The 24,093-nt window shown below is 69.6% G+C and carries 17 protein-coding genes; 8 read left to right on the forward strand and 9 right to left on the reverse strand.

Going from position 1 to position 24,093, the window contains the following annotated elements:
* Positions 1 to 261 precede the first annotated feature (261 nt).
* The gene (locus tag ABZ717_RS11630; protein ID WP_358508445.1) at positions 262 to 1,827 is read right to left on the reverse strand and encodes a hypothetical protein; all 1,566 of its coding nucleotides are present in this window, start codon (positions 1,825 to 1,827) and stop codon (positions 262 to 264) included.
* 293 nt (positions 1,828 to 2,120) lie between these two features.
* On the opposite strand from ABZ717_RS11630, the gene ABZ717_RS11635 reads away from it, so the two are divergent.
* Complete coding sequence (locus ABZ717_RS11635) at positions 2,121 to 3,959, forward strand: ABC transporter ATP-binding protein (protein ID WP_358508447.1); 1,839 nt, start codon at positions 2,121 to 2,123, stop codon at positions 3,957 to 3,959.
* Complete coding sequence (locus ABZ717_RS11640; protein WP_358508449.1) at positions 3,956 to 5,698, forward strand: ABC transporter ATP-binding protein; 1,743 nt, start codon at positions 3,956 to 3,958, stop codon at positions 5,696 to 5,698. The genes ABZ717_RS11635 and ABZ717_RS11640 overlap by 4 nt, the downstream gene beginning before the upstream one ends.
* Positions 5,699 to 5,761: 63 nt before the next feature.
* Here ABZ717_RS11640 and ABZ717_RS11645 read toward each other — a convergent pair whose 3' ends face one another.
* The gene (locus tag ABZ717_RS11645; protein WP_358508451.1) at positions 5,762 to 6,151 is read right to left on the reverse strand and encodes a glyoxalase; all 390 of its coding nucleotides are present in this window, start codon (positions 6,149 to 6,151) and stop codon (positions 5,762 to 5,764) included.
* A 236-nt stretch (positions 6,152 to 6,387) separates the two neighbouring features.
* Positions 6,388 to 6,957 (reverse strand): GNAT family N-acetyltransferase, encoded by a 570-nt coding sequence (locus ABZ717_RS11650; RefSeq protein ID WP_358508453.1) that lies wholly within the window; start codon positions 6,955 to 6,957, stop codon positions 6,388 to 6,390.
* 126 nt (positions 6,958 to 7,083) lie between these two features.
* Between ABZ717_RS11650 and ABZ717_RS11655 the strand changes: the two genes are divergently transcribed.
* Together ABZ717_RS11655 and ABZ717_RS11660 are read left to right on the forward strand one after the other, a co-directional pair.
* On the forward strand, positions 7,084 to 7,653 hold the full coding sequence (locus tag ABZ717_RS11655; protein WP_358508455.1) for a DNA-3-methyladenine glycosylase I: 570 nt from the start codon (positions 7,084 to 7,086) through the stop codon (positions 7,651 to 7,653).
* A gap of 73 nt (positions 7,654 to 7,726) precedes the next feature.
* Complete coding sequence (locus ABZ717_RS11660) at positions 7,727 to 8,140, forward strand: NUDIX domain-containing protein (protein ID WP_358508457.1); 414 nt, start codon at positions 7,727 to 7,729, stop codon at positions 8,138 to 8,140.
* 196 nt (positions 8,141 to 8,336) lie between these two features.
* Here the strand turns inward: ABZ717_RS11660 and ABZ717_RS11665 are convergent, their stop codons facing one another.
* The 4 genes from ABZ717_RS11665 to zwf all read right to left on the reverse strand — a co-directional run bounded on the left by ABZ717_RS11665 (position 8,337) and on the right by zwf (position 13,112).
* Positions 8,337 to 8,855 (reverse strand): thioredoxin family protein, encoded by a 519-nt coding sequence (locus ABZ717_RS11665; RefSeq protein ID WP_358508459.1) that lies wholly within the window; start codon positions 8,853 to 8,855, stop codon positions 8,337 to 8,339.
* A 259-nt stretch (positions 8,856 to 9,114) separates the two neighbouring features.
* On the reverse strand, positions 9,115 to 9,753 hold the full coding sequence (gene eda, locus ABZ717_RS11670) for a bifunctional 4-hydroxy-2-oxoglutarate aldolase/2-dehydro-3-deoxy-phosphogluconate aldolase (RefSeq protein ID WP_358508460.1): 639 nt from the start codon (positions 9,751 to 9,753) through the stop codon (positions 9,115 to 9,117).
* A gap of 63 nt (positions 9,754 to 9,816) precedes the next feature.
* Positions 9,817 to 11,634: a phosphogluconate dehydratase gene (edd, locus tag ABZ717_RS11675; RefSeq protein WP_358508461.1), complete on the reverse strand. Its 1,818-nt coding sequence runs from the start codon at positions 11,632 to 11,634 to the stop codon at positions 9,817 to 9,819.
* The gene (gene zwf, locus ABZ717_RS11680) at positions 11,631 to 13,112 is read right to left on the reverse strand and encodes a glucose-6-phosphate dehydrogenase (RefSeq protein ID WP_358508463.1); all 1,482 of its coding nucleotides are present in this window, start codon (positions 13,110 to 13,112) and stop codon (positions 11,631 to 11,633) included. The genes edd and zwf overlap by 4 nt, the downstream gene beginning before the upstream one ends.
* 228 nt (positions 13,113 to 13,340) lie before the next feature.
* Here zwf and ABZ717_RS11685 point away from each other — a divergent pair, with 228 nt between their 5' ends.
* The 3 genes from ABZ717_RS11685 to ABZ717_RS11695 all read left to right on the forward strand — a co-directional run bounded on the left by ABZ717_RS11685 (position 13,341) and on the right by ABZ717_RS11695 (position 17,840).
* Complete coding sequence (locus ABZ717_RS11685; protein WP_358508465.1) at positions 13,341 to 14,528, forward strand: ROK family transcriptional regulator; 1,188 nt, start codon at positions 13,341 to 13,343, stop codon at positions 14,526 to 14,528.
* A gap of 385 nt (positions 14,529 to 14,913) precedes the next feature.
* Positions 14,914 to 15,588, forward strand: a complete 675-nt coding sequence (locus ABZ717_RS11690) for a hypothetical protein (RefSeq protein ID WP_358508467.1) — start codon at positions 14,914 to 14,916, stop codon at positions 15,586 to 15,588.
* Positions 15,589 to 16,094: 506 nt separating this feature from the next.
* Positions 16,095 to 17,840, forward strand: coding sequence for an LCP family protein (locus tag ABZ717_RS11695; protein ID WP_358508469.1), 1,746 nt, complete (start codon positions 16,095 to 16,097; stop codon positions 17,838 to 17,840).
* Positions 17,841 to 18,337: 497 nt separating this feature from the next.
* Here the strand turns inward: ABZ717_RS11695 and ABZ717_RS11700 are convergent, their stop codons facing one another.
* Entirely contained in the window at positions 18,338 to 19,432 is a 1,095-nt protein-coding gene (locus tag ABZ717_RS11700) for a hypothetical protein (protein WP_358508471.1), read from the reverse strand.
* 364 nt (positions 19,433 to 19,796) lie between these two features.
* Positions 19,797 to 20,615: a hypothetical protein gene (locus ABZ717_RS11705; RefSeq protein ID WP_358508473.1), complete on the reverse strand. Its 819-nt coding sequence runs from the start codon at positions 20,613 to 20,615 to the stop codon at positions 19,797 to 19,799.
* Between the two features lie 314 nt (positions 20,616 to 20,929).
* Here ABZ717_RS11705 and ABZ717_RS11710 point away from each other — a divergent pair, with 314 nt between their 5' ends.
* On the forward strand, positions 20,930 to 22,681 hold the full coding sequence (locus ABZ717_RS11710) for a GAF domain-containing protein (protein WP_358508475.1): 1,752 nt from the start codon (positions 20,930 to 20,932) through the stop codon (positions 22,679 to 22,681).
* The last annotated feature ends 1,412 nt before the right edge of the window (positions 22,682 to 24,093 follow it).

Genomic DNA, 24,093 nt, shown 5'->3' on the forward strand with positions numbered 1-24,093 from the left:
CGCGACCTCGGCGAGGTGCTCGGCCACGCCCTGGTCGAAGGCGGGCCGGTAGTGCTCTTCGCGGATCCTCGCGAAGTCCGGGAGCCCGTAGGGCAGTGTGCTGGGTGACAGGAACGGGTTGTCGGTCAAGGGAACGTGCTCCTCGTTCGTCGGCGCCGGATCACGGCATCGGGGACGTCCGTGCTGTTCTATCGCGCGTCCCGCCACGTGTCACACGCTTACTCTCCGCTCAGGAGGGATGACGCCGCCACGAACGGTGGCTCAGGGCGCGCTCTCCCCTCCGGCGATGACGTGCGGTTCCGGCTTCGGTTCGGCGTCGGCGTCGAACGGCAGCTCGACGATCGGAACGTACCGTCCGATGGCATCGCCCGCGCTCTCGGGGCTGTAGCTGAGCGTGCCACCACCCGCCGTGACCTGGCTGTTGCGGGTGTTGAGCAGCATGAGCCGGTCCCGGACGGCCTCGGCCCTCGGTGCCACCGGCTCGTTGCCCTGCTCGTTGGTCATCCGGATGGCCGCGGCGGCCACCGCCACGGCGTCGTGGTTGACGAGCGCGTAGCCGTTGGCGAGCCGTTCGAGGTCGGTGTCGTGCTCGCCGAAGTGTTCCCGGTAGGCGTCGCGGAAGGCCGGGTAACCCTCCGGAACGCCCGGGGAACCGGCGGGCGCGTCGTTCCAGCGCGGGTCGAGGCCGGTGGCGTAAACGAGCGTGATGTCCTGTTCCTCGACGATCCGCATCTCCTCCTCCTGGTTGAGCATGCTCATCCCGGTGGAGACGAAGAGGACCCGCATCTCGCGATCGCAGACGCTGTACCTGAGGCTGTCCAGGAACGCGTCCAGGTCGGGTGCGCGTCCGGCGAAGAGGATGGTGTCGGCGTCGGTCGCGCACACGTTGCCGGACACGTCGGAGAACAGACCCGCGGGCGGGGTGTCACCGACGGTGGTGCCCCTGTAGGTCTGGACGGAGCGCCCCTCGGTGTACGCGCTCAGGTGTTCGTCATAGGCGCTCTTGAGGGTGGAGACGAACAGGTCGGGTTCGGTCTGGTCGTGCACGATGACGGCGCGGGCGGGTTCGTCGAGACCTTCCAGGTAGGTCCCCAGCGCCTTGACGTACTCGTTGTTGCTGGGCGCCACCCGGATCACCCCGGGCAAGGCGGGGTTCTCTTCGTCGCCGGCGTCGTCGATGCCCTCCGGTCCGTGCGCGAGCCCGTCGGCGGTGACCGCGGAGGAGACCATGGGGATGTCGTACCGGTGGAGTTCCTCCGCGACGCTCTTGGTCGACTCGATGCTGACCCCCAGACCGGTGACGGCGACGAGGGGGCGCTCCTCGTCCTGCGCCATGGCGACCAGGTCCTCCACGACCGGCTCCCAAGACCCCTGCCGCCCGCCCATGTTCGCCAGGACCAGCTGGATCTGGGGGGTGGGGTCACCGTAGGCGCGGGTGTCGTTGGCGCGGATCTGCGCGGTGTAGGCGCCCTCCAGGGCTCCGCGCATCCGGGTCGGGTCCATCGGGCCGACCTCCTCGAAGCTGAGGGTGCCCAGGAAGGCGACGCGGACGATGGGCTGCCCGTCGGCGAGGGCGTCGACGCGTTCGTTCTCGGCCCGAATGAGCCCGGAGACATGCTCGAACTCGTCGGCGAATTCGAAGGAGCCGTCCGTGATACCGACGCACTCGCCCTGGATCTGCCGAACGCCGCTGCCCGGGCCTCCGCAGGTGAAACGGTCTCCCACCATGAGGGCGGTCGCCACGACGACGAGGACCAACGCCGCCGCACCGCCCAGCAGCAGGATCCTCCTCCTGTTCCCGCCGCCTTCGTCGGCCGGGTCGGCCATCTGTGGTCACCTCATCCTGTTCGGCGGCTCGCCAACGACTTATAATGCGCGTTCTCAGTCGATATATGAGTATCTCGGCCATTCGTGACGCAGGCGTTATACGAATTCGTCTCAGCTCGGCGCCGAAATCACCGGAATCACCATTCGAATCGGGGACGAGAGGGGGAACGGAGACCTCGTACTCGAAGTGCGCGTCCCCCTCACGTCTCTCTCGGACGTCTCCCACCCTGGGGTACGGCCCGGGCCCGGCCTCTGATTCGATGAAGGCCCCCAGGCCCCTCCAGGAGGACCGATTGGCCCAGACGACGAACGTCCCCGGCCCTTGGGGAAGCCTGCCCCTCCCCCGTTCCGCCCTTCCTCCCACCGGTGCACCCGACCTTCGCGGTTCGGCACGCTTCGTGTGGTGGCTCATCTCCTGTCAGCCCTGGCGGGTGCTGCGCGGAGCCCTCTACGGAACCCTGTGGATGGGCGCCCTGTTGGTCCCGCCGTACCTGCTGGCCCGCGCCATCGACGACGGTTTGAGGGCTCGGGACCCCGGTGCCCTCGTCCTGTGGGTGGCGGTCCTGGTGGTGGTGACCGTCCTCAACGCGACCCTGTCGATCCTGCGGCACCGCACCATGTCGATGGTGCGGATGGACGCCGCGCACCGAACAATGCGCGTGGTGACCCGGCACTCGACCGTACTGGGCTCCTCCCTGGCCCGGAGGGTCACCTCAGGGGAGCTGTCCACCGTCCAGGCCTCGGACGTGCTCCTCATCGCGCACATCCTCACCATGACCGGACCCGGGGTCGGAGCGGTCCTCGGGTACGCGGGGGTCACGATCCTGCTCTTCACCATGTCGCCGCCGTTGGCCGCGATCGTGGTGTTGGGTGTCCCGGTGCTGGCGTTGGTGGTCGGGCCCCTCCTCGGTCGGTTGCAGGGACGTCAGCGGACCTATCGCGAACACCAGGGCGCCACCACCGCGCTGGCCGCCGACATCGTGTCCGGGCTTCGAGTGCTGTGCGGCATCGGCGGCAAGGAGCACTTCGCCCGCCGCTACGAAGAGCGGTCCGGGGCCCTGCTCCATCAGGGGTATCGGGTCAGCGAGACCACCAGCTGGTTCCACGCGGTGAGCGCCTGTCTGCCCGTGGTGTTCCTGGGCGTGGTGACCTGGGTGGCTGCCCGGTTGACGGTCGCCGGGCAGATCACCGTGGGCGAGACCGTGGCGGTCTACGCGTACGTGGCCATCCTCATCGTGCCGGTGTTCTTCCTGATCGAGGGCGCCAGTGGGGTCACCCAGGGGTTGGTCTCGGTCCGACGGGTGCTACGGGTCCTCGAACTGGAGCCGCCGCTGGCCGGAAGCGGGGTGGATCGACCGGGGCCCGTGCCCGGGTCCGGTCTGGAGGATCCGGACTCCGGGGTGAGGGTCGTGCCCGGCACGACCACGGCCCTGGTCTCCGCGTCCCCGAAGGAGGCGGCCGCCGTCGCGGACCGGTTGTGCCGCTACATCGACTCGGAGGTCCTCTGGGGCGAGGTCCCGTTGCGCGACGTGGAGCTCACCGAGGTCCGCGAACGCCTACTGCTCAGCGACAACGGTGCCTACCTGTTCGCGGGTCCACTGCGCGAGGTCCTGGATCCGCACGGCGGCCACGCCGACTCGGAACTGCGCGAGGCACTGCACGTGGCCGCCGCCGACGACGTCGTCGACGCGATGCCGAACGACCTGGACTCATGGGTGGAACCCCAGGGACGCAACCTCTCAGGAGGGCAGCGCCAGCGGATCCGGCTCGCCCGTGCCCTGCTCGCCGACACCGAGGTCCTGGTGCTGGTGGAGCCCACCTCGGCGGTGGACTCGCACACCGAGGCGACGATCGCCGGACGTCTCCACGAGGCACGCTCCGGGCGCACCACCGTGGTCGTGGGAACCTCACCGCTGCTGCTCGATCGGGCGGACCGCGTCGTCCTTCTCCTGGACGGGGAGGTGGTCGCCGTCGGCACGCACGGGGAGCTGGCCCAGAGCAGGAGCGACTACCGGGCCCTGGTTCTGCGCGGTGCCGACGAGGAGGACCCCTCGGGACACGACACGGACGAGGAGGCCGGGGAGATCGAGAAGCACCGGGCCCACGAGGGGAACGAGGAGGCCGGGGCATGAGCGAACGGCTCCCGGTCGCCGACCGGACCCAGGTACGCCGCGACACCGCCGAACTGCTGCGCGTCGAACGTGGACGGGTCACCCGGTTGGTGGTCCTGACCCTGCTCGCGGGCGCCGCGGGGTTGGTCGGCCCCTACCTGCTGGGGCTGATCATCGACATGGTGGAGGACGGCACCGCCACCCTGGACGTCGTGGACCTCATGGCCGCCGGTGTGGTGGTGGCGGCCTGCGCACAACTCGTTCTCACCCGGTACGCGCGTCGCTCCACCTATCGGTTCGGCGAACACGTCCTACGGCGACTGCGCGAGGACTTCGTCGGGCGGACGTTGGCGCTGCCCACACGGGTGGTGGAACGCTCCGGCACCGGCGACCTCACCACCCGGGCCTCGGCGGACGTGGCGACGGTGGGGCAGACACTGCGCGGTGCCCTCCCCGACATCGCGCTGTACGTGTTCCAGCTCGTGGTGCTGTTCGGCGCGATCCTCTGGATCAGCCCGCTGCTGGGGGCGTGCCTCGTGATCTCGATCCCGCTGGTGATCCCGGTGATCCGCTGGTACCTGCGACGATCCCGGCGGGCGTACCTGGCGGAGGGCGCGGCGCTGTCCGGGACCTTGGAGAACGTGTCCGCCACCGCCGAGGGCGGGCGCACGGTGGAGGGCCTGGGCGTTCAGCGGGATCGGATCGAGGTGACCGAACGGGACGTGGGGCTGCTGTACCGGGCGCGACGCGGCACCCTGCGTCTGCGCACGGTCCTGTTCCCCGTCACCGAGAGCGGCTTCATGATGCCGAGCGCCATCGCCCTGTTGGTGGGCGGTCTGGTCTACCTCGACGGCGGGATCGAACTGGGCGCCCTGGTGACGTGCCTGCTCTACATCGAGCAGGCGGTGAACCCGATGATCCGGTTGACCCAGTGGGTCGAGGAGATTCAGCGGGCCACGGCGTCCTTCGCCCGGCTGCGCGGTGTCCAGCGGCTACCGGAGGAGTCCACCGGGCCCGGCCCCGAGCCCGAGGGCGACGGGATCGAACTGGTGGACGTGCACTACGCCTACGTGCCGGGCCACGACGTACTGCGCGGCATCGACCTGGAGATCCGCCCCGGTGAGCGGATCGCGGTGGTGGGTCCTTCCGGGGCGGGCAAGACCACCATCGGACGGCTGTTGTCCGGCGCGGACGTGCCCGGTTCGGGCCGGGTACTGGTCGGCGGGGTGCCCGTCGGCGACCTCTCCCCCGGAGTGCTGCGCGAACGCGTCGTCCTGGTCGACCAGGAGCACCACGTGTTCACGGGTTCGTTGCGGGAGAACGTCGCGATCGCCGCCCCGGACGCCGATGACACCCGGCTGCTCGCGGCGTTGGACGCGGTGGACGCCGACTGGGTCCGGGAGCTGCCCGAGGGGTTGGACACCCCGGTGGGCTCGGGTGGCGCGGACCTGGACCCGGCCAGGGCCCAACAGGTGGCGCTGGCCCGGGTGGTGCTGCTCGACCCGCACACGGTGGTGCTCGACGAGGCCACCTCACTGTTGGATCCGCGGACGGCGCGAGCGGCCGAACGGTCCCTGGCGGCGGTGTTGGAGGGCCGGACGGTGATCGCGATCGCGCACCGGCTGCACACGGCGCACGACGCGGACCGGGTGGCGGTGGTGGAGGACGGTCGGATCACCGAGATCGGGCCGCACGACGAACTCATCGCCGCCGGTGGTGCGTACGCGTCCCTGTGGTCATCCTGGCACGGCACGGACTGAGGATTCGAGGACGCGTGCTCGGGCCGGACGTCGCTTCCCGGCCCGAGCGGCGGGTACTCGCGCTCACTCCCGCGGGCTGAGGAACTCCAGCCGGTTGCCGTTGTTGTCGAAAACGTAGAAACGTCGATAACCGGGGAAGGCGTCATCCCAGGTCACCTCGTGTCCGGCTGCGGTGATCCGCTCGGCGAGGGTGTCGATCTCACGCACGAGGATGCCGGGGTGCGCCTTGCGCTGCGGGGCGAACCCCTTCTCGACTCCCAGGTGGATCTCCAGGGCGTCGGCGCGCACCCACAGGCCTCCGCGGGCCGCCAGAACCGGGGGCTTGGGGATCTCGACGAAGCCGAGGACGCCCACGTAGAAGGCACGGCAGTCCTGCTCACCACCTGGCGGGAGGGCGATCTGGACATGGTGGAGACCGAAGCCGAGTGCGGTGGAGGTGTCGGGGGTCGTCATACGTTCCTCTCGGTTCGGTCCAGGGTTCCGTTGCCCGCGCCGTTGGGTCCCGGCAGCCCGTGCGTCTCGCCTTCGGGAATGTCGAGGGTGACGCCGCGCAGGGCTACCGAGTCCGCGTTCCCTTTTCGCCGGTGGACACGTCTGAATTCGGTGATCTCCAGGGCACTCACGTGCGTCCTCCGAGGGTGTCGAGGCGAAACCGTGATTGTCTTGATGTCGAGGTAATTAGGGGAACGCTACCCCCGAGTCGATTCCTCCGGCAAGGGTGAGGAACGCTCGAAGATGTACTCCAGTCCGTCACGTTCGTCCCACTGCTCACCGACCCTTTCGAAGCCGAAGCCGGTGATGGTGGCGAGCGATCCGACGTTGTCCGGACTGATCGCGGCACGTACCGTCATCACGTCCGGCGACGCGTCGGCCCGCCGCAGCAGCTCCACCACCATCGCCCGGGCGTAACCCCGACGCCGCAGTTCCGGCACGACGGAGTATCCGATCTCCACACTTCTGCGCTCGTCCGGTGGTCCATGGAATCCCGCGTGGCCGACCGCCCCGCCGTCGTCGGCGTCCACCACGACGTTGGTCAACCAACCGGCACGCTCCGGTACCGCCCGTAGCTGGTCGAGCCGGTAGCCGCTGAGCCAGAGCATCTCCTTCTCGGCGAAGTGCGGCCCCAACTCCGCGCCCACCAGTCTCCCGGCGGTCGAGACGTCCCCCTTCTTCAGGGCGACCAGGATGGGTTCGGTCATCTCCACCAGGCGCACCCGAGGGGCGCCGGTCGGTACGGTCCCGGCGTTCGTGTTCGTCACCCAAGCATCCTCGCTGCCTCCGACGAACGGCTCAACGTGTTTTACCGAACGCGCCACGTGTCGGATGGTCGTCGATCTCGGGGACGATGGACGTGCCCCGCATCGACCAGCCAATGAGGAGCCCCAGTGCCCGACGTCGACGATCCGCGCTGTTCCTGGGCCCGGACCACCTCCGAGCTCATGACCTCCTACCACGACGGCGAATGGGGGCGACCCTCCCATGAGGACCGCTACCTGTTCGAGATGCTCGTGTTGGAGGGTGCTCAGGCCGGCCTGTCCTGGGCCACGGTGCTGAACAAGCGCGAGAACTATCGGCGGGCGATGGACGGTTTCGACTTCGATCGGATCGCCGGCTATGGACAGACCGAAACGGACCGGTTGCTGTCGGACCCGGGGATCATCCGCAACAGGCTCAAGGTCGGTTCGGCGGTACGCAACGCCCAGGCCTTCCTACGGGTGCGCGAGGAGTTCGGAAGCTTCGACGCCTACCTGTGGGACCGAGTGGACGGCACCCCGGTGGTGGGCCACTGGACCACACCCGAGGAGGTTCCGGTGACCACCCCGCTCGCCGACCGGCTGAGCCGCGACCTCAAGCGGCGCGGGTTCACCTTCGTCGGCGGCACCATCACGTACTCCTACCTCCAGGCCACCGGCGTGGTCGAGGATCACCTGGTGGGCTGTCCGGCCAAACCCTGACCACCGTCCTCGGGACGAACGCTCCCGCCCACCGGATGGGCCTCGCGACGTCCCGTGGCCTAGCGTGAGCGACATGACGACCGCTCCTGCCACCCACGGCGCGATGGCCATCATCACCAACGGCGCCGGACGATATCTGCTGCACCTGCGCGACGACATTCCCGGTATCGCCTGGCCCGGCCACTGGAGCACTCTGGGCGGTGGTTGCGAGGAAGGGGAGGCCCCGCGCGAGGCGATCGTCCGCGAACTCCAGGAGGAGGCCGGCCTCACCGTCGAAGGACTCACCGAGTTCTGCGAGGCCCCCGACGTCAACGGCTCCGGGCAACACCTCACCTTCTTCTCCGCCACTTGGGAGGGCGATCCCCGTTCCCTGACCCTCACCGAAGGCCAAAGACTCGACTGGGTCGCTCCCGAACGGTGGGGTGCCCTCCTCGTCCCCGGCTTCGTCCTCGAAATCCTCCACCGACACCGCACCACCACCTCCTGACCCCGTGAGGCCCGCCCTACCGGACCCGGCCCCGCCCGGTCCCCTCCCTCCCGTTCCCGCCGCCGAACGGCCGGGCACACCGGGCGGTCTACGGCCCCGACCACGAGTTCTCCTTGGGTCTGGAGCGGGTCTTGGACGGGGTTGTGCGCTCGTGGACTCCCGCGCTCCGACCGACGACCGAGGGCGGGTCGGGCCCTCAGGTGAGTTCGTCCTCGATGGCGGCGTTCAGCTCGTCCACGTTCATCGCGCCGGGAACGGTGGTGTGGGTGCCGTCGGATCGCAGGAAGACGAACGAGGGCGGGCTGATCACCTCGAAGCCACCCCAGATGGTGCCGAACTCGTCGACCAGGTTGGTCATGTCGTCGATCCCGTGTGCGGTCTCGAAGAGGAGGGCGGCTTCCTCTTCCGAACGACCGACGACGCCATGGAAGTCGATGTCCTCGTGCACCCGGTCGGCGGCCGAGACCACGGAGGCCTGGCCCGGGCATTCCTCGCAGTCCGCGGTCCAGAACCACAGGACGGCGTCGGACTCGGTCAGGGACTCACCCTCGAACTCGGCGCCGTCTGTCGTCGTGGTGGTGAAACTCAGGGCCCGGTGGACCTCGGGGGTGGTCTCGGCACCGGAGTCGATCGTGTCCACGGTGTCCTCGGGTTCGGATCCGCAGGCCGATAGCGCCAGGGTCAACGCGGCGGTCGTCAGGTTAACGCGGTTCATGGTCGCGCCCATGTCTGCACCTCGATGGGGGGATCGGGGGGTGGTCACGGAGTCACGTGATAGTGACGCAAGTGAATGCAGTGCAGTATGCCCGTTACGGAGCGTTCAGGCACCCCCTCCACGAAACTTATCCGCTTTCATGCCCCTTGTCCGGCATCAAGATCCGCTTCGCACCGAGACATGACACCGCCGACCGTCGGCTTCCCAGCGACGGTCGGCGGTGTGCGCTCCGCGGTATCGAGGTCCGTGGTATCGAGGTTCAGGAACGCAGCGCGGCGGCCTCGCGGGCCAGGGCCGTGATGTCGTCCCAACGGGCCCCGGCGACCAGGTCGGTCGGGGTCAACCAACTCCCGCCCACACAGCCCACGTTCGGCAGGGCGAGGTAGTCCGGCGCGCTCTGGAGGGTGATCCCACCGGTCGGGCAGAAGCGCACCTGCGGCAGCGGTCCACCCAGGGACTTCAGGAACCGTGCCCCGCCCGACGCCTCCGCCGGGAAGAACTTCAGCGCGGTCAGGCCCGACTCCAAAAGGGTCATCGCCTCCGACACCGTGGCCACCCCCGGCAGCGAGGGCAGCCCGGTGTCCGACATGGCGCGCGCCAGGTCGGGGGTGCACCCCGGGCTGACCAGGAACCGCGCCCCCGCCTTCGCGGCGGCGTCGGCCTGGTCGGCGGAGACCACCGTGCCGGCGCCCACCACCGCCTCGGGCACCTCCTCGGCGATGCGCTCGATCGCGTCCAGCGCGGCGGGTGTCCGAAGGGTGACCTCGATGCCGGGCAGGCCGCCCGCCACCAGTGCGCGGGCCACGGGCACCGCGTCCTCGGCGTTCTCCAGCACCACCACCGGCATGACCGGGGCGAGGGCGAACAGGTCCTCACCGGAGCGGGGAACGGTCGTCATGTGCTTCTCCAAGTACAGGTTCGGTACGGGTGGGGTCGTGCGGGTCCCCGGCGCGCGGATTCCTCAGTGACCGAAGACGCCGGCGCCGGACTCGGCCGGGCCGACCGCTGCGCGCAGAGCCGCGAAGAGCTCACGCCCGGTGCCCACCGAGGAGTCGACGGAGGGACGAGCGTCCTCCCTGCCCTCCAGGTCGGTCAGGACCTCCAGTGTGCCGTTCACCGCGTCCAGCCGGATGAGGTCGCCGTCCTGGATCCTGGCCAACGGACCGCCCGCCTCCGCCTCCGGGGACACGTGGATGGCGGCCGGCACCTTCCCGGAGGCCCCGGACATACGCCCGTCGGTCACCAAGGCCACCTTCTGGCCCCGGTCCTGTAGGACCCCGAGCGGCGGGGTGAGCTTGTGCAACTCGGGCATTCCGTTGGCACGCGGCCCCTGGAAGCGCACCACCGCGACGAAGTCACCGGTCAACTCTCCCGCGGTGAAGGCCTTCTGCAGTTCGGCCTGGTCGGCGAAGACCTTGGCGGGGGCCTCGATCACGCGCCGTTCGGGGTCGACGGCCGACACCTTGATGACGGCACGGCCGAGGTTGCCGGAGAGCATGCGCAGACCGCCGTCGGGGGCGAAGGGGTCGCCCGCGCCGCGCAGTACCGTCTTGTCGGCGCTGTCCTTCGGCCCGTCCACCCAGGTCAGACCGTTCTCGTCCAGGCGGGGCACCTGACGGTAGCGGTCCAGTCCCGGGCCGACGATGGTGTGCACGTCCTCGTGGAGCAGACCGGCGTCGAGGAGGCTCCCGATGAGGAAGGCCATGCCGCCCACCTCGTGGAACCGGTTCACGTCCGCGGCACCGTTGGGGTACATGCGGGTGAGCAGCGGCACCACCTCGGACAGGTCCGCGAAGTCGTCCCAGGTGAGCCGGATACCGGCGGCGCGGGCGATCGCCACCAGGTGCAGCGTGTGGTTGCTGGAGCCGCCGGTGGCCAGCAGCGCGACCACCGCGTTGACGATGGCCTTCTCGTCGACCTGCTCACCGAGCGGGGTGTGCTCCTCCCCCAACGCGGTGTGGCCGAGTACGCGGCGCCCGGCCTCCTTGGTCAGGGCCTCGCGGAGCGGGGTTCCCGGCTGCTCGAAGCTGGCGCCTGGCAGGTGCAGGCCCATGACCTCCATGAGCATCTGGTTGGAGTTGGCGGTGCCGTAGAAGGTGCAGGTGCCGGGTGAGTGGTAGGCGGCGGACTCGGCCTGGAGCAGCTCCTTGCGCCCGATCTGTCCCTCGGCGAACTTCTGTCGGACCCGCGCCTTCTCCTGGTTCGGCAGCCCCGAGGCCATGGGGCCGGCCGGCACGAAGGCCACCGGAAGGTGCCCGAAGGACAGTGCGCCGATGAGCAGGCCGGGCACGATCTTGTCGCACACACCGAGCATGAGCGCCCCGTCGAACATGTCGTGCGACAGCGCCACGCCGGTGGCCATCGCGATCACGTCGCGGCTGAAGAGGGACAGTTCCATGCCCTCACGGCCCTGGGTGATGCCGTCGCACATGGCGGGGACACCACCCGCGAACTGGGCGACGCCGCCGGCCTCGGACACCGCGGCCTTGATGATCGCGGGGTAGGACTCCAGGGGCTGGTGCGCGGACAACATGTCGTTGTAGGCGGAGACGATCGCCAGGTTGGGGGTGACGTCCCCGGAAAGGGCGAGCTTGTCGCCCACACCGCAGGCGGCGAACCCGTGGGCGAGGTTGGCGCAACCCATCGAGGAACGGGCCGGCCCCTTGCTCACGGCCTCACGGATCCGTTCCAGGTAGGCCGATCGGGTGTCGACGCTGCGGTCGGCGAGGCGGCGGGTCACCTCTGCGACGACAGGGTGGAGGTCGGGGTGCGCGGTCATCGGGCTCTCTCCTCTTCGTGCCACGTACGGCCGGTGCGGCCGATGAGCCGGTCGGCGCCCGCGGGGCCGGCGCTTCCGGCGGGGTAGGGCTCAGGGGCGACACCGAGGTCGTCCCAGGCCTGGATGATCGGGTCCACCCATCGCCATGCGGCCTCGACCTCGTCGCGGCGCATGAAGAGGGTGGAGTCCCCGGCCAACACGTCCATCAGCAGCCGCTCGTATGCCTCGGGTGAGCGGGTGGCGAAGGTGTCGGCGAAACTGAGTTCGAGCGGGACCGGCCGCAACCTCAGCGCTCCGGCGCCGGGTGTCTTGGCCAGCATGGTCAGGTGGATGCCCTCGTCCGGCTGGAGTCGGATGACGAGGGAGCCGGCGTCGCTGGGCGTACCGGCGCCGGGGAAGATCGTGTGCGGCACGTCCCGGAACCGGATCACGATCTCCGAGTCGGCGTTCGCCATGCGTTTGCCGGTGCGCAGGTAGAAGGGGACGCCCGCCCACCGCCAGTTCGCCACCTCGGCGCGCAGGGCCACGTAGGTCTCGGTGTCACTGGTCGGCGGCCCGCCCGCCTCGTCCAGGTAGCCGAGGACCTCTTCTCCCTGGACCTCTCCGCGGGTGTACTGCCCGCGCACGATGTGCCGGGCGACCTGGTCCCCCGCCACGGGTTTGAGGGACTGCAGGACCTTGAGCTTCTCGTCGCGGACGGCGTCGCGGTCGTAGCTGGACGGCGGTTCCATCGCGGTCAGGCAGAGCAGCTGCAGCAGGTGGTTCTGGACCATGTCGCGCATGGCACCGGAGGAGTCGTAGTAGCCCCTACGGCCGCCGACGCCGACGGTCTCGGCCACGGTGATCTGCACGTGGTCGATCCAGCGAGAGTTCCATAGGGGTTCGAGGAAGACGTTGGCGAACCGCAGCACGAGCAGGTTCTGCACGGTCTCCTTCCCCAGGTAGTGGTCGATCCGGTAGATGCGGGACTCGTCGAACACCGCCCCCACCTCGTCATTGACGACCTGTGAGGAGACCAGGTCGCGGCCCAGCGGCTTCTCCATGACCACTCGGGATTCCGGGGTGACCAGGTCGGCGTCGCGCAGGCCATGGCAGATGGCGCCGGAGATCATCGGCGGCACCGCGAGGTAGAAGACCCGGTCCCGGCCGGAGGTGAGCGCCTCGGTCAGACGCGTCCAGCCCGAGGGGTCTCCGCCGACGTCCACCGTGACGTGCCGGAGACGCCCCAGGAAGCGGCGCAGGACCTCGGGTTCGACCACCTGGACGGCGTTGTGGCCACGTACCGCGGAGGCCGCCTTGTCGCGCAGGTCGGCGTCGGTCAGTCCGTCCTTGGAGACGGCGATGACGCGTGTCCCCTCGTCCAGGTGACCGTCACGGTCCAGGAGGTAGAGGGAGGGAAGGAGTTTGCGCATCGACAGATCGCCGGTTCCGCCGAAGACCACCAGGTCGGTGGGGTGGCGGGGCACGGGCTGCTGCATTCGGTCGGCTCCTGCGAGAGGGAGGGAGGAGAGGTGTGATCGGGGGGTGCCGGGGCGCGGGTCCGAGGACTTCCGGTGCGGGGTCCGGAACGTCGTGGCCGGGGGGACCAACGACCCTGTTTCGACCTTAATCCCACTATGGTAAAAAACCAATCACACTTCAGAACAATAATTTACATAAGCACACGGTCTTCACGGCGACCGACCTGGTGAATGGTTCAATGAGGCATGGCCAGAACCCCAGGACGCCTGTCCTCCACCGCGACCAGCGGCCACATCCTGGAGATGATCCGTACGGGAAGCGCCACCAGCAGGTCGGAGATCGCCCGAGCGACCGGCCTCTCGCGCCCGTCCGTCGCCCTGCGGATCACCGAGCTGATCGAGAACGGCCTGGTCACGGAGGGCACCCGCGCCGCCTCCAGTGGTGGCCGGCCACCCACGTTGCTGGAGTTCAACGCCTCCCACGGCCTGGTGTTGACCGGGGCCTTGGGCATGGTCCGCAGCCAGGCCGCCGTGTGCGATCTGGACGGTCGGGTGCTGGTCCGCACGCCGGGCTCGCCCGACATGGAACAGGGACCCGACGCAACCGTGCCCTGGCTACTGGACACATGGAGCGAACAGATCGCGTCCCTCGAACGCTCCCCCGACGACGTCCACGGCGTGGGGATCGGCCTGCCCGGAACCGTGGAGTTCCACGCGGGTCGGGCGGATGATCGGCCCGTCCTGGGCAAGTGGGCCGGCGTGGCCCTGGCCCCGCTCGTGGCCGAACGCTTCCCGGTCCCGGTCATGGTGGACAACGACGTGAACGTGATGGCCCTGGGTGAGCACATCTCGGGCGGCCACGGCCACACCGACGACATGATGTTCGTGAAGGTCTCCACGGGGATCGGCGCGGGGCTGATCTCCGGTGGCAACCTACTGCGCGGGGCCCTCGGCGCGGCCGGGGAGCTCGGGCACATCCCCGTGCGCGACGGTGGCGGCCTGCCGTGCCGCTGCGGCAACACCGACTGCCTGGAGGCGGTGATCGGTGGCCGACGCCTGCTGACCCTCGCGGCGCGGGAAGGGCGGGCGGTCGCGGGACTGCCGGAGCTGGTGACGCTGGCCCAGGACGGGGATCCGGTGGCCGTGACCCTGGTACGCGACGCGGGGCGACGGCTGGGTGAGGCCCTCGCGGGGGCGGTCAACCTACTGAACCCGGAGGTGATCGTGCTCGGCGGCGACCTCTCTGGGGCCTACGACCACCTGGTCGCGGGGGTGCGCGAGGTGGTCTTCCAACAGTGCACCGCGCTGTCCACTCGCCGTTTGCGGATAGTTCCGAGCACCCTGTGGGACGACGCCGGGGTTCGCGGATGCGCGGCGATGGTCACCGAGGAGGTCCTCTCCCCCGACGCCGTGAACAAGCTGCTCGCGGGTTAGGCGGAGGGTTCAGGGCCTCCGCCGGCGCTTCGGCCCGTCCTGAACCGGTCCCCGGATGTCACGGATCGGCTCGGGTCGACTCATGGACGGCCCCGGCCGGGAGCACGGGCGGGCTCACGACCTGGAGGGCGGGGCGATTATCCACAGCCTGTGGACGGTCGTGTTCGACCACGAACTCCCGGGTAAGTGATGGGCGAGGGCGATTCGACACCGATCCCCACCGGCCTCCCTGATCTGCGGGGGCGTCTATTTTCGTGTGCCCGGCATGTCATGACACTTGACAAGATGTACCGAACTACCGAATAGTCACGCACCCGAGCACCTCCCCGCACGCCCCCACCTCCGCAACCCCTGCCCCGTGCGGCCCCGTCCGGAAAGGCCTCCCGTGGACATTCTTGAGAACCCCGCCGTGCTCGTCTTGTTGGGTGCCGGCATCAGCCTGGTCACGAGCGCCGTCGTCACGGCCCTGCACGCCAGACAGATCCGCCGAGCCGAGCTCCGGTCCGGCACCCGCAACTCCGCCCGTAGTCTCACCAGCGCGTTCATCGCCGAACGTGACGGCGACGGCGACAAGACCGAGTTCCTGCGCGACGCCGAGCTCACCGTCATGTCGATGACCGACCGCAAGACGCGTGAACGGCTCGCCGCCGTCGTCCGGCTACTGCGCGAACACGAACTGCCAGAGGTCGAACAACTCAGTGGCGTCGGCTCCGGTACCGCCAAGCGGGTCCTGTGCGACCACGCTCTGGACGTCCTCGGCGCCCACCTGCGAGCGGACCGCCTCCCAGAGATCCCCTCCGCGATGCGCAAGATGCTGAGCGTGGAGGAAGAGGCCCTGAGCATCCACTCCGGGGAGACGCCCAAGCCCGCCGCGCCGATCGAGAAGAGCTCCGTCACCGCGCGTCCCCGGCACACCGGAAGCGCGCCCGCCAAGAGCACCCCGGCCCGTAAGACGACCACCAAGACGACCAAGGGTGGCACCAAGCCCTCCGGCAAGACCAGCGGACGCACCGCCACACCGGCGAGCCCTGAGAAGGAAAGCGCGTTCTGGGACGACTGACCCCGGTTCGTCACGGGACACGCGACTCCACGCACCCCGATCGGGAGCGTTCTCCAGGCGGAACCGCATCATTGCGCGCACGCCCACCGGGACGCTCCGAACCGATGTTCCCACGGCGGGTCAGAAGTGATTCTTGCGGTCACACGTGAGAAAGTCGGGCAGGAAAACCTCCGTGGACTTCCATCCGACGAAGGAACTTGTGCGGCGCAATTGTGGTCAGGAACCGCGCGCGTGGACAACCCGAACGCGCACTCTGCGAGAACTTCACCTAGGATCACTGCCACGCGCGGGTTCTGGTGTCTTAGCCGCCCCCTGCCCATCGGTGCCGCACCCTCTTCCACGGGTGCCACATCTTCCCTCGATGACTTTTCGGCCCGGATTCCGGACATCCCGCGCGCATCCCCTGCGCGACCTCCGCCATTCCTCGGATCCGGACGCGAGACCCGCTCGGGTCGGTGTCCGTCCGTTGGCACGTCCAGCCGTCCGAACTCACCGAGATTGTCACGATGCCCGCTGACGAGAACTCCGCCGATTCCGGCGCGGACCAGACACCAGACGAGATCCCGGAGAACGATCCCGTGTCCGAGGACCGGAGAGACTCCGAGGAACAAGACGGTCCCGGGGGACCCGAGACCGTGGCCGAGGAGCCTCGCGCCGAGGATCCGAACGAGGCACCGGAAGAGGCAACGGACGGAGCGTCGGCACCGGACGGTGTGAGTACGCCTGATGGTGAGAGCGCTCCGGCGCCCGTCGTCGACGACGTCGACGAGTCCGTGGCGGCCACGGAGAAGTCCGGTGAGGACGCTTCGCGGGACCGGACCGAGGACGACACCACTCCGGATGACGAGGGTGCCGAGAGCTCCGAGACGGAACCGTCCGAAGGCGCCGAGGAAGTGACCGCCCAGGCCACCTCGAACGTCACCGGGGCGAGCCCCGAGAGCGCACCCGAGACGGACGGCGAGGCAGGCGGCGAGGAACAAGGCGCCACCGGAGCCGGTGATGAGTCCGCCGCCACCGCCACGGCCACCGTGGCGACCGGCAAGAAGGGGCACCGCCGTCTGCGCCGCGTCGTCCTGTGGACCGCGGCCTCGGTCGCGATCCTCCTGTGTCTGGGCGCCGCCACCGCCTACGGCTACTACCACTCACTGCGTTCGGAGATGACGCAGCACGACATCGGTTCGGTACTCAGCGAGGAGGACCGACCGGACAAGATCAGCGACGCGGTCAACATCCTCTTCATCGGATCCGATGGATACGAGGAGGACAGTCCCGCCTACACGGAGGAGTTCGAGGGCGAACGCTCCGATTCCCTGATGCTCGCGCACATCTCGCCGGACAAACGCGTGTCGGTGATCAGTTTCCCGCGCGACTCCCTGGTGCAGCTTCCCGAATGCGACGCCTACGCCAAGACCGAGGGCACCTACGGCTACTTCGGCATGATCAACGCCGCGATGTACCACGGTGGCCCGCCCTGTGTCGTGCGGACCATCGAGTCGCTCACCGACATTCGGGTCGACCACTTCGTCCACCTGAGCTTCGCGAGCTTCCGAGACGTGGTGGACGCCATCGGTGGGGTGGACATGTGCATCCCCGAGCCCATGCGGGACGAGCGGTCCAAGCTCGACATCGAAGCCGGTCAGCAGACCCTCCGCGGGGAGGAGGCCCTGTCCTTCGTCCGGGCCCGCTACGACATCGGCGACGGTGGGGACATCGGCCGCATCGACCGACAACAGATGTTCATGGCGGCGCTCGCCGACCAGGTGACCAGCAGCGACGTGCTGGCCAGCCCGCGCAAGCTCAACGGGGTCCTGCAGGCGGTGGCCCAACACAGCGCCACCGACCGTGAGCTCTCGCTCGATCGCATGTTGTCCATCGCGGTCACCATGGCCGACGTGGACTTGTCCGACATCGAGTTCCACACCGTGCCCTGGTACCAGGCTCCGTACGACCCCAACCGGGTCATGTGGAACCAGGAGGACGCCGAGGAACTGTTCCGGGCCGTGCGCGAGGACCGTCCTCTGCCGGAACTGCTCGCCGCCGATGACGCTTCGGTCCCGCAAGAGCCGCCGACGTCCTCTCCGACCCCGGTGGACCGGTCGGTCGTGGAGAACGGCGAGGCGCTGGAGGAAGAGGGTGTGGGCGAGGAGGACGCGACGGGATCGCCGTCCGCCCGTCCGGGCGAGGGCCGTGACGCCACGTCCAACCCGTGTGAGGACGGGCTCGGGTTCGGTACCGGCGAGGACGACTGGTAGCGGTCACACGAATCGACCTCGACGTGGAGGGCTCCGCCGTGAACGGCGGGGCCCTTCGGCGTTCACGGGTTCGGTGGGGTCGAGGGGGCCGGTCGGGTCCGGGAAGGACCGCGGGTTCAGGGAGGACCACGGGTTAGGGGAAGGGCACCGGATCGGAACGCCCCATGGCCGGAGCCGACCGCGCCCTATGTGCGGCACCCGATGCGCGGCGGGAGAACGGGGCGCCGGGGTCCGCCCCGACGCCCCGAACGCTCTCGGAACCCCTGTGTCGTCCTCCCTCCCCGGACCGGAGCGGGCGGTCCGGGTGAGGACTCGGCGCGCCCCCGGCCTCCTGGGCCGGGGCACACCGCGCACCTCGGGCGGCGAGAGCCGACCCGTGCCCACCGGCGGATTCCGGGGAACCCTCACAGTTCAACCCGATGGCCGATCGACGGAGGCGGTCACGCGTATCGCCCAAGGTGGTGCGCCCACCGCTGTGGGTGGGCGCACGTTCGGAATCAGCTCAGGCCCAACCCCAGGTCCGCGGCGGAACCCTCGGCCACGGGCAGTTCGTCGGTGGAGACGGGCAACTGGTCGGTGCCGACCTGGGGCTCTCCCAACTGAGGCAGACCCTGGACGTCGACGAGGTCGCCGCCGGGGGTCTGCGGCAGCAGATCGCCCACCAGGTCCGTGGCACCGCTCTGCGGCAGGGTCCCGGCCGAGTCGCCCACGGGGAGCGGCAGTTCGAGTTCGGCGGCGGTGTCGGTGACGGGCTCGGTGGCCTGGTTCAGCGCCCCTGCGTCCACGCCGTCGACCACATCGGTGGCGGCCAGGTCCTCGGATCCGCTCATCGGGAGGGTCTCGGCGACGTCCGCGGGCAACAGGGTGGTGACTCCGCCGGTCAGGTCGGCGTTCTCACCCGCGTCGAGCCCGACGGGGTCGCTCATGGGGACGGTCCCACCGACCCGGTCGAGGTCGACCTCGTCGAGGCCGACCAGGTGCGCGTCGGTCTCCTGCACCCCGGTCTTGACCCGGCTCCCCAACTCACCCGCGGTGTCCTCGACGACGGAGGCGTGGTGCCCCAGGTCGAGGGGCGACTCGGAGTGGTTCAGCGGGAGGGTCTGTCCGCCACCGCTCAGGGGGAGGGCGTCGAGCAGCCCCGTACCCCCCAACAGCCCGGAGAGGGGGTCGACGGCACCGCCGACCGGGGAGGCCCCGGCCGCGTCGGTCAGCGGCAGGGTCTCGGTGGCTCCGTCCAGACCGAGCGGGCCGAGTTCGGCGGCGTTCTCCTCGCCGGTCTCGATCGGGGTTTCGGCGGAGACACCGTCACCGACGACGTGTCCGACGGTGTCGGTGGGGGTTCCGGACTGGTGCTGGACATCGGGCTGGGCGGAGATCTCGCCGGGCTGGACCTGGACCAGGTCACCGACGGGGGTACCGACGCCTTCGGTCAGGGCGGTGGGGACCTGGTTTCCCAGGTCTCCCAGGGGGAGGCCGTCCGTGACACCGCCGAGCGTGTCGGCCCCCGCGATCCCGGCGCCGAGGGCGACGAATCCGGCGGTGCCGGCCGCCAACAGCATGGCCTGGGCGGAGGAGCGGGCGGTGTGGAACATGTGTGTCCTTCCAGAGTGGTTCTCGTGTCGGTTCATTCGGGTGCGACGGGGCGATGTCACGCCCCGTCACGGTGGCCCGTCTCCCTGGCCGGGGGATCGGGGCCGGAAGGCTTGTTCCGGCGGTCGAACCATCGCGCCCATGGAAGGGGCGGGGTCGGTTCTTGCCGGATTCAGTCGGTCGGTCTGGCGGACCACCGGCTGACGTGAACCTCGCAGGAGGTGCGGGGCTCACGTCAGCCCCCAGACGCGTGGCTGGGAAGGGTGTGCCGGGAGAAGGCCGATCGCGCGCGGTGGGACGCCGAAGGAATGAGGAGCGTGTGGAAACGCTCGGGGCGTGGCGGCGCGGTGGACCTGTGGGGGTCCGTTAGTCCGGGGAGAAGGTGGACTCGTCCGTGGGTTCGACGGGCGCCGAACGCAGGACGTGTCGGGCGGCCTCGAACAGGCCGGGGGCGGGTGCCGGAGCGGCCGCGGTGGCGAGGTAGCCGGCGACGGCGTGCGCGGTCGCGGTGCCGCCGGTGGCGGTGGGCGCCGTGGCGGGCGCGGCACCGCCGGCGGAGGAGGCGTCGAGGACGTCCGGACCCAGGACATCACTCTCGTCGTCGGAGTCCGCCACATCGGTCGCCTGGACCGGGTCGGGGACGGCCCGTTCGTGAGGAGGCGGGGCATCGAGGCGCGCCATGGTCTCTTCGACCTCGGGCTCTTCGGGGTTCTGCCCCGTCTCGGTGGTCACGCCGGTCTCATCGGGGCCGTCCGTGTCCTGGGACTCGGGGTGGTCGACCTGACCGGTGACCGGGGCGAGCGTCTCGGGAAGCCCACCCGGTTCGGGCAGCGAGGCCGAACGCACGGCCTCGTGAACGTGCGGAACCGGATCCGGGGTCTTGGCCTGGAGCGCTTGTGCGGCCTCCGAGGCACCGCCGACCGCTCGGGTCGCGTGGCCCCCTACCTCGGCGACGGTGTCACCGACCGGGCCGAGTCCCTCCGCCCGTTCCACGACGGCGCCCGTCGAGGGCAGCGCGGGTTCGGAGAGGGAGAGTTCCTCGGCGTGTGCCGGAGCGGAGGAGAGCCATACGGTGAACAGGATCGCGGTGACCAACCCCGCGAGCAGCAGGACCCTGCGGAGTGGTTCCGGCCACACGGCGGGACCGACGCCGGTGGCGCCGACCGTACCGTGGTATCCAGACACCGAGGTTTCCTTCCGCCGTACCGTGGGTCCTCCCCGAGGCGATGCCCGGGTCCCGACAGCCTGTGGGGTTCATGTGAATGGCACCGGAAACATCGTGTTCCAGATGCTCGACTCCAGGTCAGAGAGGGCTTGCCGCGCTGACTGACCGCGACGTTAGCATGAATTACCCAACCGTCGTCCGCGTTTTCGAAGTAATTTATCCGCCCCACAGACAGGCTTCAGAGCAGCCAGATGTGGCAAAACGGGAAAAAACCAACGACAATTCGAGTATTAGCCCTCAACCCCTCAACGGCTCTGCGGAGGTTGAACCACACATGACCGAGATCCCCCAGAGCCACCGGTTGTCCCCCAAGCCCCTGGGCGAACTCCTCGCGGAGATGCGTTCCGGGGCACGAACAGGACCATCCGCCCAGGGACGAGTGCATTCCCTGCTCCAGGCGGTGCTGACCATCGGTGGTGATCTGGACCTGGCCACCGTGCTGCGCAGGCTGACAGAGGCCGCCGCGCAGCTGACGAAGGCCAGGTACGCCGGACTCGGAGTGATCGGCGAGGACGGCAACTTCACCGAGTTCATTCCCGTGGGGCTGAGCCGGGAGCACGTCGAACGGATCAGTCGCTTCCCTCATGGCAGGGGCGTGCTGAGCGCGCCCCTGTACGACCGCGCCGCGCTGCGCCTGTCCGATCTGCGCGACCACCCGGAGTTCGGCGGGTTCCCCGAGGGGCACCCCGGCATGTCGAGTTTCCTCGGGGTACCGATCCAGGTCCGCGACGAGGTGTTCGGCAACCTCTACCTGACGGAGAAGGAGAACGGCGAGGAGTTCGACGAGGAGGACGAGGCGATGGTCACCGCGCTGGCCACCGCCGCCGGCGTCGCCATCGAGAACGCCCGCCTGTACGAGGAGACCCGGCTGCGCGAACGCTGGCTGGGCGCCTCCAGCGAGATCACCACGCGACTGCTCTCGGGCGCGGACACCAACCAGGTGCTGACCTACATGGCGGCCCAGGCCAGGGAGATCAGCGGGGCGGACACGGCGGTGGTGATGCTGCCCGACCCGCACGCGCGCGATCACCTCTTCGCGGAGTTCGCGGATGGTCCGGTCGCCCAGGAGATCCTGGGGACGCCGGTCGAGATCCACGACTCCGTCTGTGGGTGGGTGTACGAGTCCGGGGAGGCCGTCACCATTCCCGATCTACGGCAGGCCAAATGCCCGATGCTGACGCACCGCGGGTACGGTCCCGGGTTGTTGGTGCCGTTGGGCACCCCGGGGAACACCCGAGGCGTGTTGTTGCTCGGCAAGCTCCTCGAACGGGCTCCGTTCGACGCCAACATCCGCCGGATGTTGCATTCGTTCTCCGCGCAGGCGGGGGTCGCCCTGGAGTTGGCGGACGCCCGCCGCGACACCGAGCGGATCGTGGTGTTGGAGGAGCGCGACCGGATCGCCAAGGACCTGCACGACGTGGTGATCCAGCGATTGTTCGCCTCGGCGATGACCCTGATGAGCACGGTCCGGCTGATCGATTCCGCCGAGGCCGAGGAACGGGTCCAGCTCACCATCGACGAGCTGGACGGCACCATCAGGGAGATCCGCTCCACCATCTTCGACCTGCAGAACCCACCGAGTCGGCAGGACACGTCGTTGCGCGGTCGGATCCTGCGACTGGCGGAGAACACCGCGCACAGTCTCGGTTGTCATCCGGGGGTGGGTCTGGACGGGCCGATCGACGCGTCGGTCCCCGAGGACGTGGGCGAGCAACTCCTGGCGGTGCTCGGGGAAGGGTTGACCAACGTGGCCCGACACGCCCAGGCCTCGGAGGTACACGTGTCCGTGGTCGTGGAGGAGAGGGCGGTCACCGGCCGTTCGACCACCCTGGCATTGAGCGTGACGGACAACGGGGTCGGGTTGCCGGAGACGGGTCGCCGCAGCGGGCTGCGCAACATGAAGGAGCGGGCCCTGGCCCTGGGCGGGGAGTTCGAGGCCAGGCGCGGTGAGGTCTCCGGAACCGTGCTGACCTGGAAGGTCCCGGTTCCCGATCCGGCTCCGGAACCGCATCTCGACCTGTACTGAACCGGACACCCTTCCGGGTTCGGAAGGGTTGTCCACAGGCCGGAGATCGGGGCTTGGCAGTCGATCCCCGGTCGTGTTCAGTGGAAGGTGGGGGCACCGGAAGACCATCCGGTCCCTCCCCCGTCCCCGCTCGGCGGGAGGTCACCGTTGCCCACCTCGACCCGACCATCGGTCCCTCACCGCCTCGACCCCGATACCGCTACCGCCGGTGGACCGCACACCGGTAGCGCGCTGCCGGGCCGAGGACGGAACCGGGTCGATCGGAGCCGGGTCGTCCCGAGCCTTCGAAGACGGTGACGGCGGTCGGGGTGCGACCACCCGGACCGGCGCCGATCCCGGTCCCCCGACCTGAAGCTCCAGGTCATGCCTTGGACCGATCGACGCGTGAACACCCGACACCCCCGGAGGAGGTTCCAGCAGAGCGACCAGGACCGATGTTCGGAACCGCCGTCGACACCGATTCGAGGAACGACGGGGAACAGCGAAGAACGGTGTGGAAAACGGTCCTCAGGTAATCGAGCCGGGTGACCACCGACGCGACCGTTCCGGTCTCGATACGGCCGGGGTGCGTCGATGCGATCACCACAAGGGAGATTGGCCATGCCGCCGAGCCCGAACACGTACCCGGCGACCTCCTTGGAGGTGGACAGGTACCTCGCGACGACCCTCTGCCCACCCGGCGTCACCGCGTTCAGCGCGAGACCGGACGCGTACCGCGACGCCACGGCCGCACTGGTCACGGCCCACGAAGGTTCGAGCCGCCGTTCCGCCGGGGTCCGCACCACGAACGGCACCGCGGGGGTGCCCGCACGAGGGAATCGCGCCGAGGTCCGGATCATGAGGTCGCCTCGGGGGACGTCCACCGGTGGGGCCGCCAAAGGCGGGCCGGAAAGAGTCCCACCCGGCCGGTTCGTGTCGACGCGCACCCGCCCATCGAGGTCGGGGGCGCGAAGGCACGACGGCTCGCCGCGTCCGAGGGTCAGAGCCGCCAAGGGGTCTCCAGGTGCGCGAACGTCACCGGCGAGACCCCGTGCCCGACCCACGAGAAGACCACCCCGGGTGACCCGAGCGAGAGGCCGGCTCGGCGTTCCGACGAGCGTCCCGATCGCGCGACGGCTCTGTTCGGGCGCCGGTCGATCCCTGCGACGAGCGGCCCCCAGGAGGAACGGCGATGCGTACGGAACCCAGGGGATCCGGACATGTGACCACCGGAGATCGATGATCCGACATGGACGGTCGCCGGGAAGGCCCATCTCGGAGCGGGGAGAGGGCGGCCAGGGGGCGGTGTCCCCCTGGAAGCCGTCGCCGGTCGGTTCGATGGCGGTCGAGAGGACGTCGACCACGACCACCTCGGTGGAGACGCCCTCGGGTGCCGGTCCATCGAGGATGCCCGGTTCGGATCGTCCGGGATC

This window comes from Nocardiopsis sp. NPDC006832 (assembly GCF_040635885.1).
Classification (GTDB): domain Bacteria; phylum Actinomycetota; class Actinomycetes; order Streptosporangiales; family Streptosporangiaceae; genus Nocardiopsis.

Excerpts from the sequence above, each read along its gene's own strand:
- ABZ717_RS11640 (WP_358508449.1), top strand. The coding sequence starts at position 3,956 with ATGAGCGAACGGCTCCCGGTCGCCGACCGGACCCAGGTACGCCGCGAC.
- ABZ717_RS11695 (WP_358508469.1), top strand. The coding sequence starts at position 16,095 with ATGCCCGCTGACGAGAACTCCGCCGATTCCGGCGCGGACCAGACACCA.
- ABZ717_RS11630 (WP_358508445.1), bottom strand. The coding sequence starts at position 1,827 with ATGGCCGACCCGGCCGACGAAGGCGGCGGGAACAGGAGGAGGATCCTG.
- eda (WP_358508460.1), bottom strand. The coding sequence starts at position 9,753 with ATGACGACCGTTCCCCGCTCCGGTGAGGACCTGTTCGCCCTCGCCCCG.
- zwf (WP_358508463.1), bottom strand. The coding sequence starts at position 13,112 with ATGCAGCAGCCCGTGCCCCGCCACCCCACCGACCTGGTGGTCTTCGGC.
- edd (WP_358508461.1), bottom strand. The coding sequence starts at position 11,634 with ATGACCGCGCACCCCGACCTCCACCCTGTCGTCGCAGAGGTGACCCGC.
- ABZ717_RS11665 (WP_358508459.1), bottom strand. The coding sequence starts at position 8,855 with ATGAACCGCGTTAACCTGACGACCGCCGCGTTGACCCTGGCGCTATCG.
- ABZ717_RS11685 (WP_358508465.1), top strand. The coding sequence starts at position 13,341 with ATGGCCAGAACCCCAGGACGCCTGTCCTCCACCGCGACCAGCGGCCAC.
- ABZ717_RS11645 (WP_358508451.1), bottom strand. The coding sequence starts at position 6,151 with ATGACGACCCCCGACACCTCCACCGCACTCGGCTTCGGTCTCCACCAT.
- ABZ717_RS11700 (WP_358508471.1), bottom strand. The coding sequence starts at position 19,432 with ATGTTCCACACCGCCCGCTCCTCCGCCCAGGCCATGCTGTTGGCGGCC.
- ABZ717_RS11660 (WP_358508457.1), top strand. The coding sequence starts at position 7,727 with ATGACGACCGCTCCTGCCACCCACGGCGCGATGGCCATCATCACCAAC.
- ABZ717_RS11710 (WP_358508475.1), top strand. The coding sequence starts at position 20,930 with ATGACCGAGATCCCCCAGAGCCACCGGTTGTCCCCCAAGCCCCTGGGC.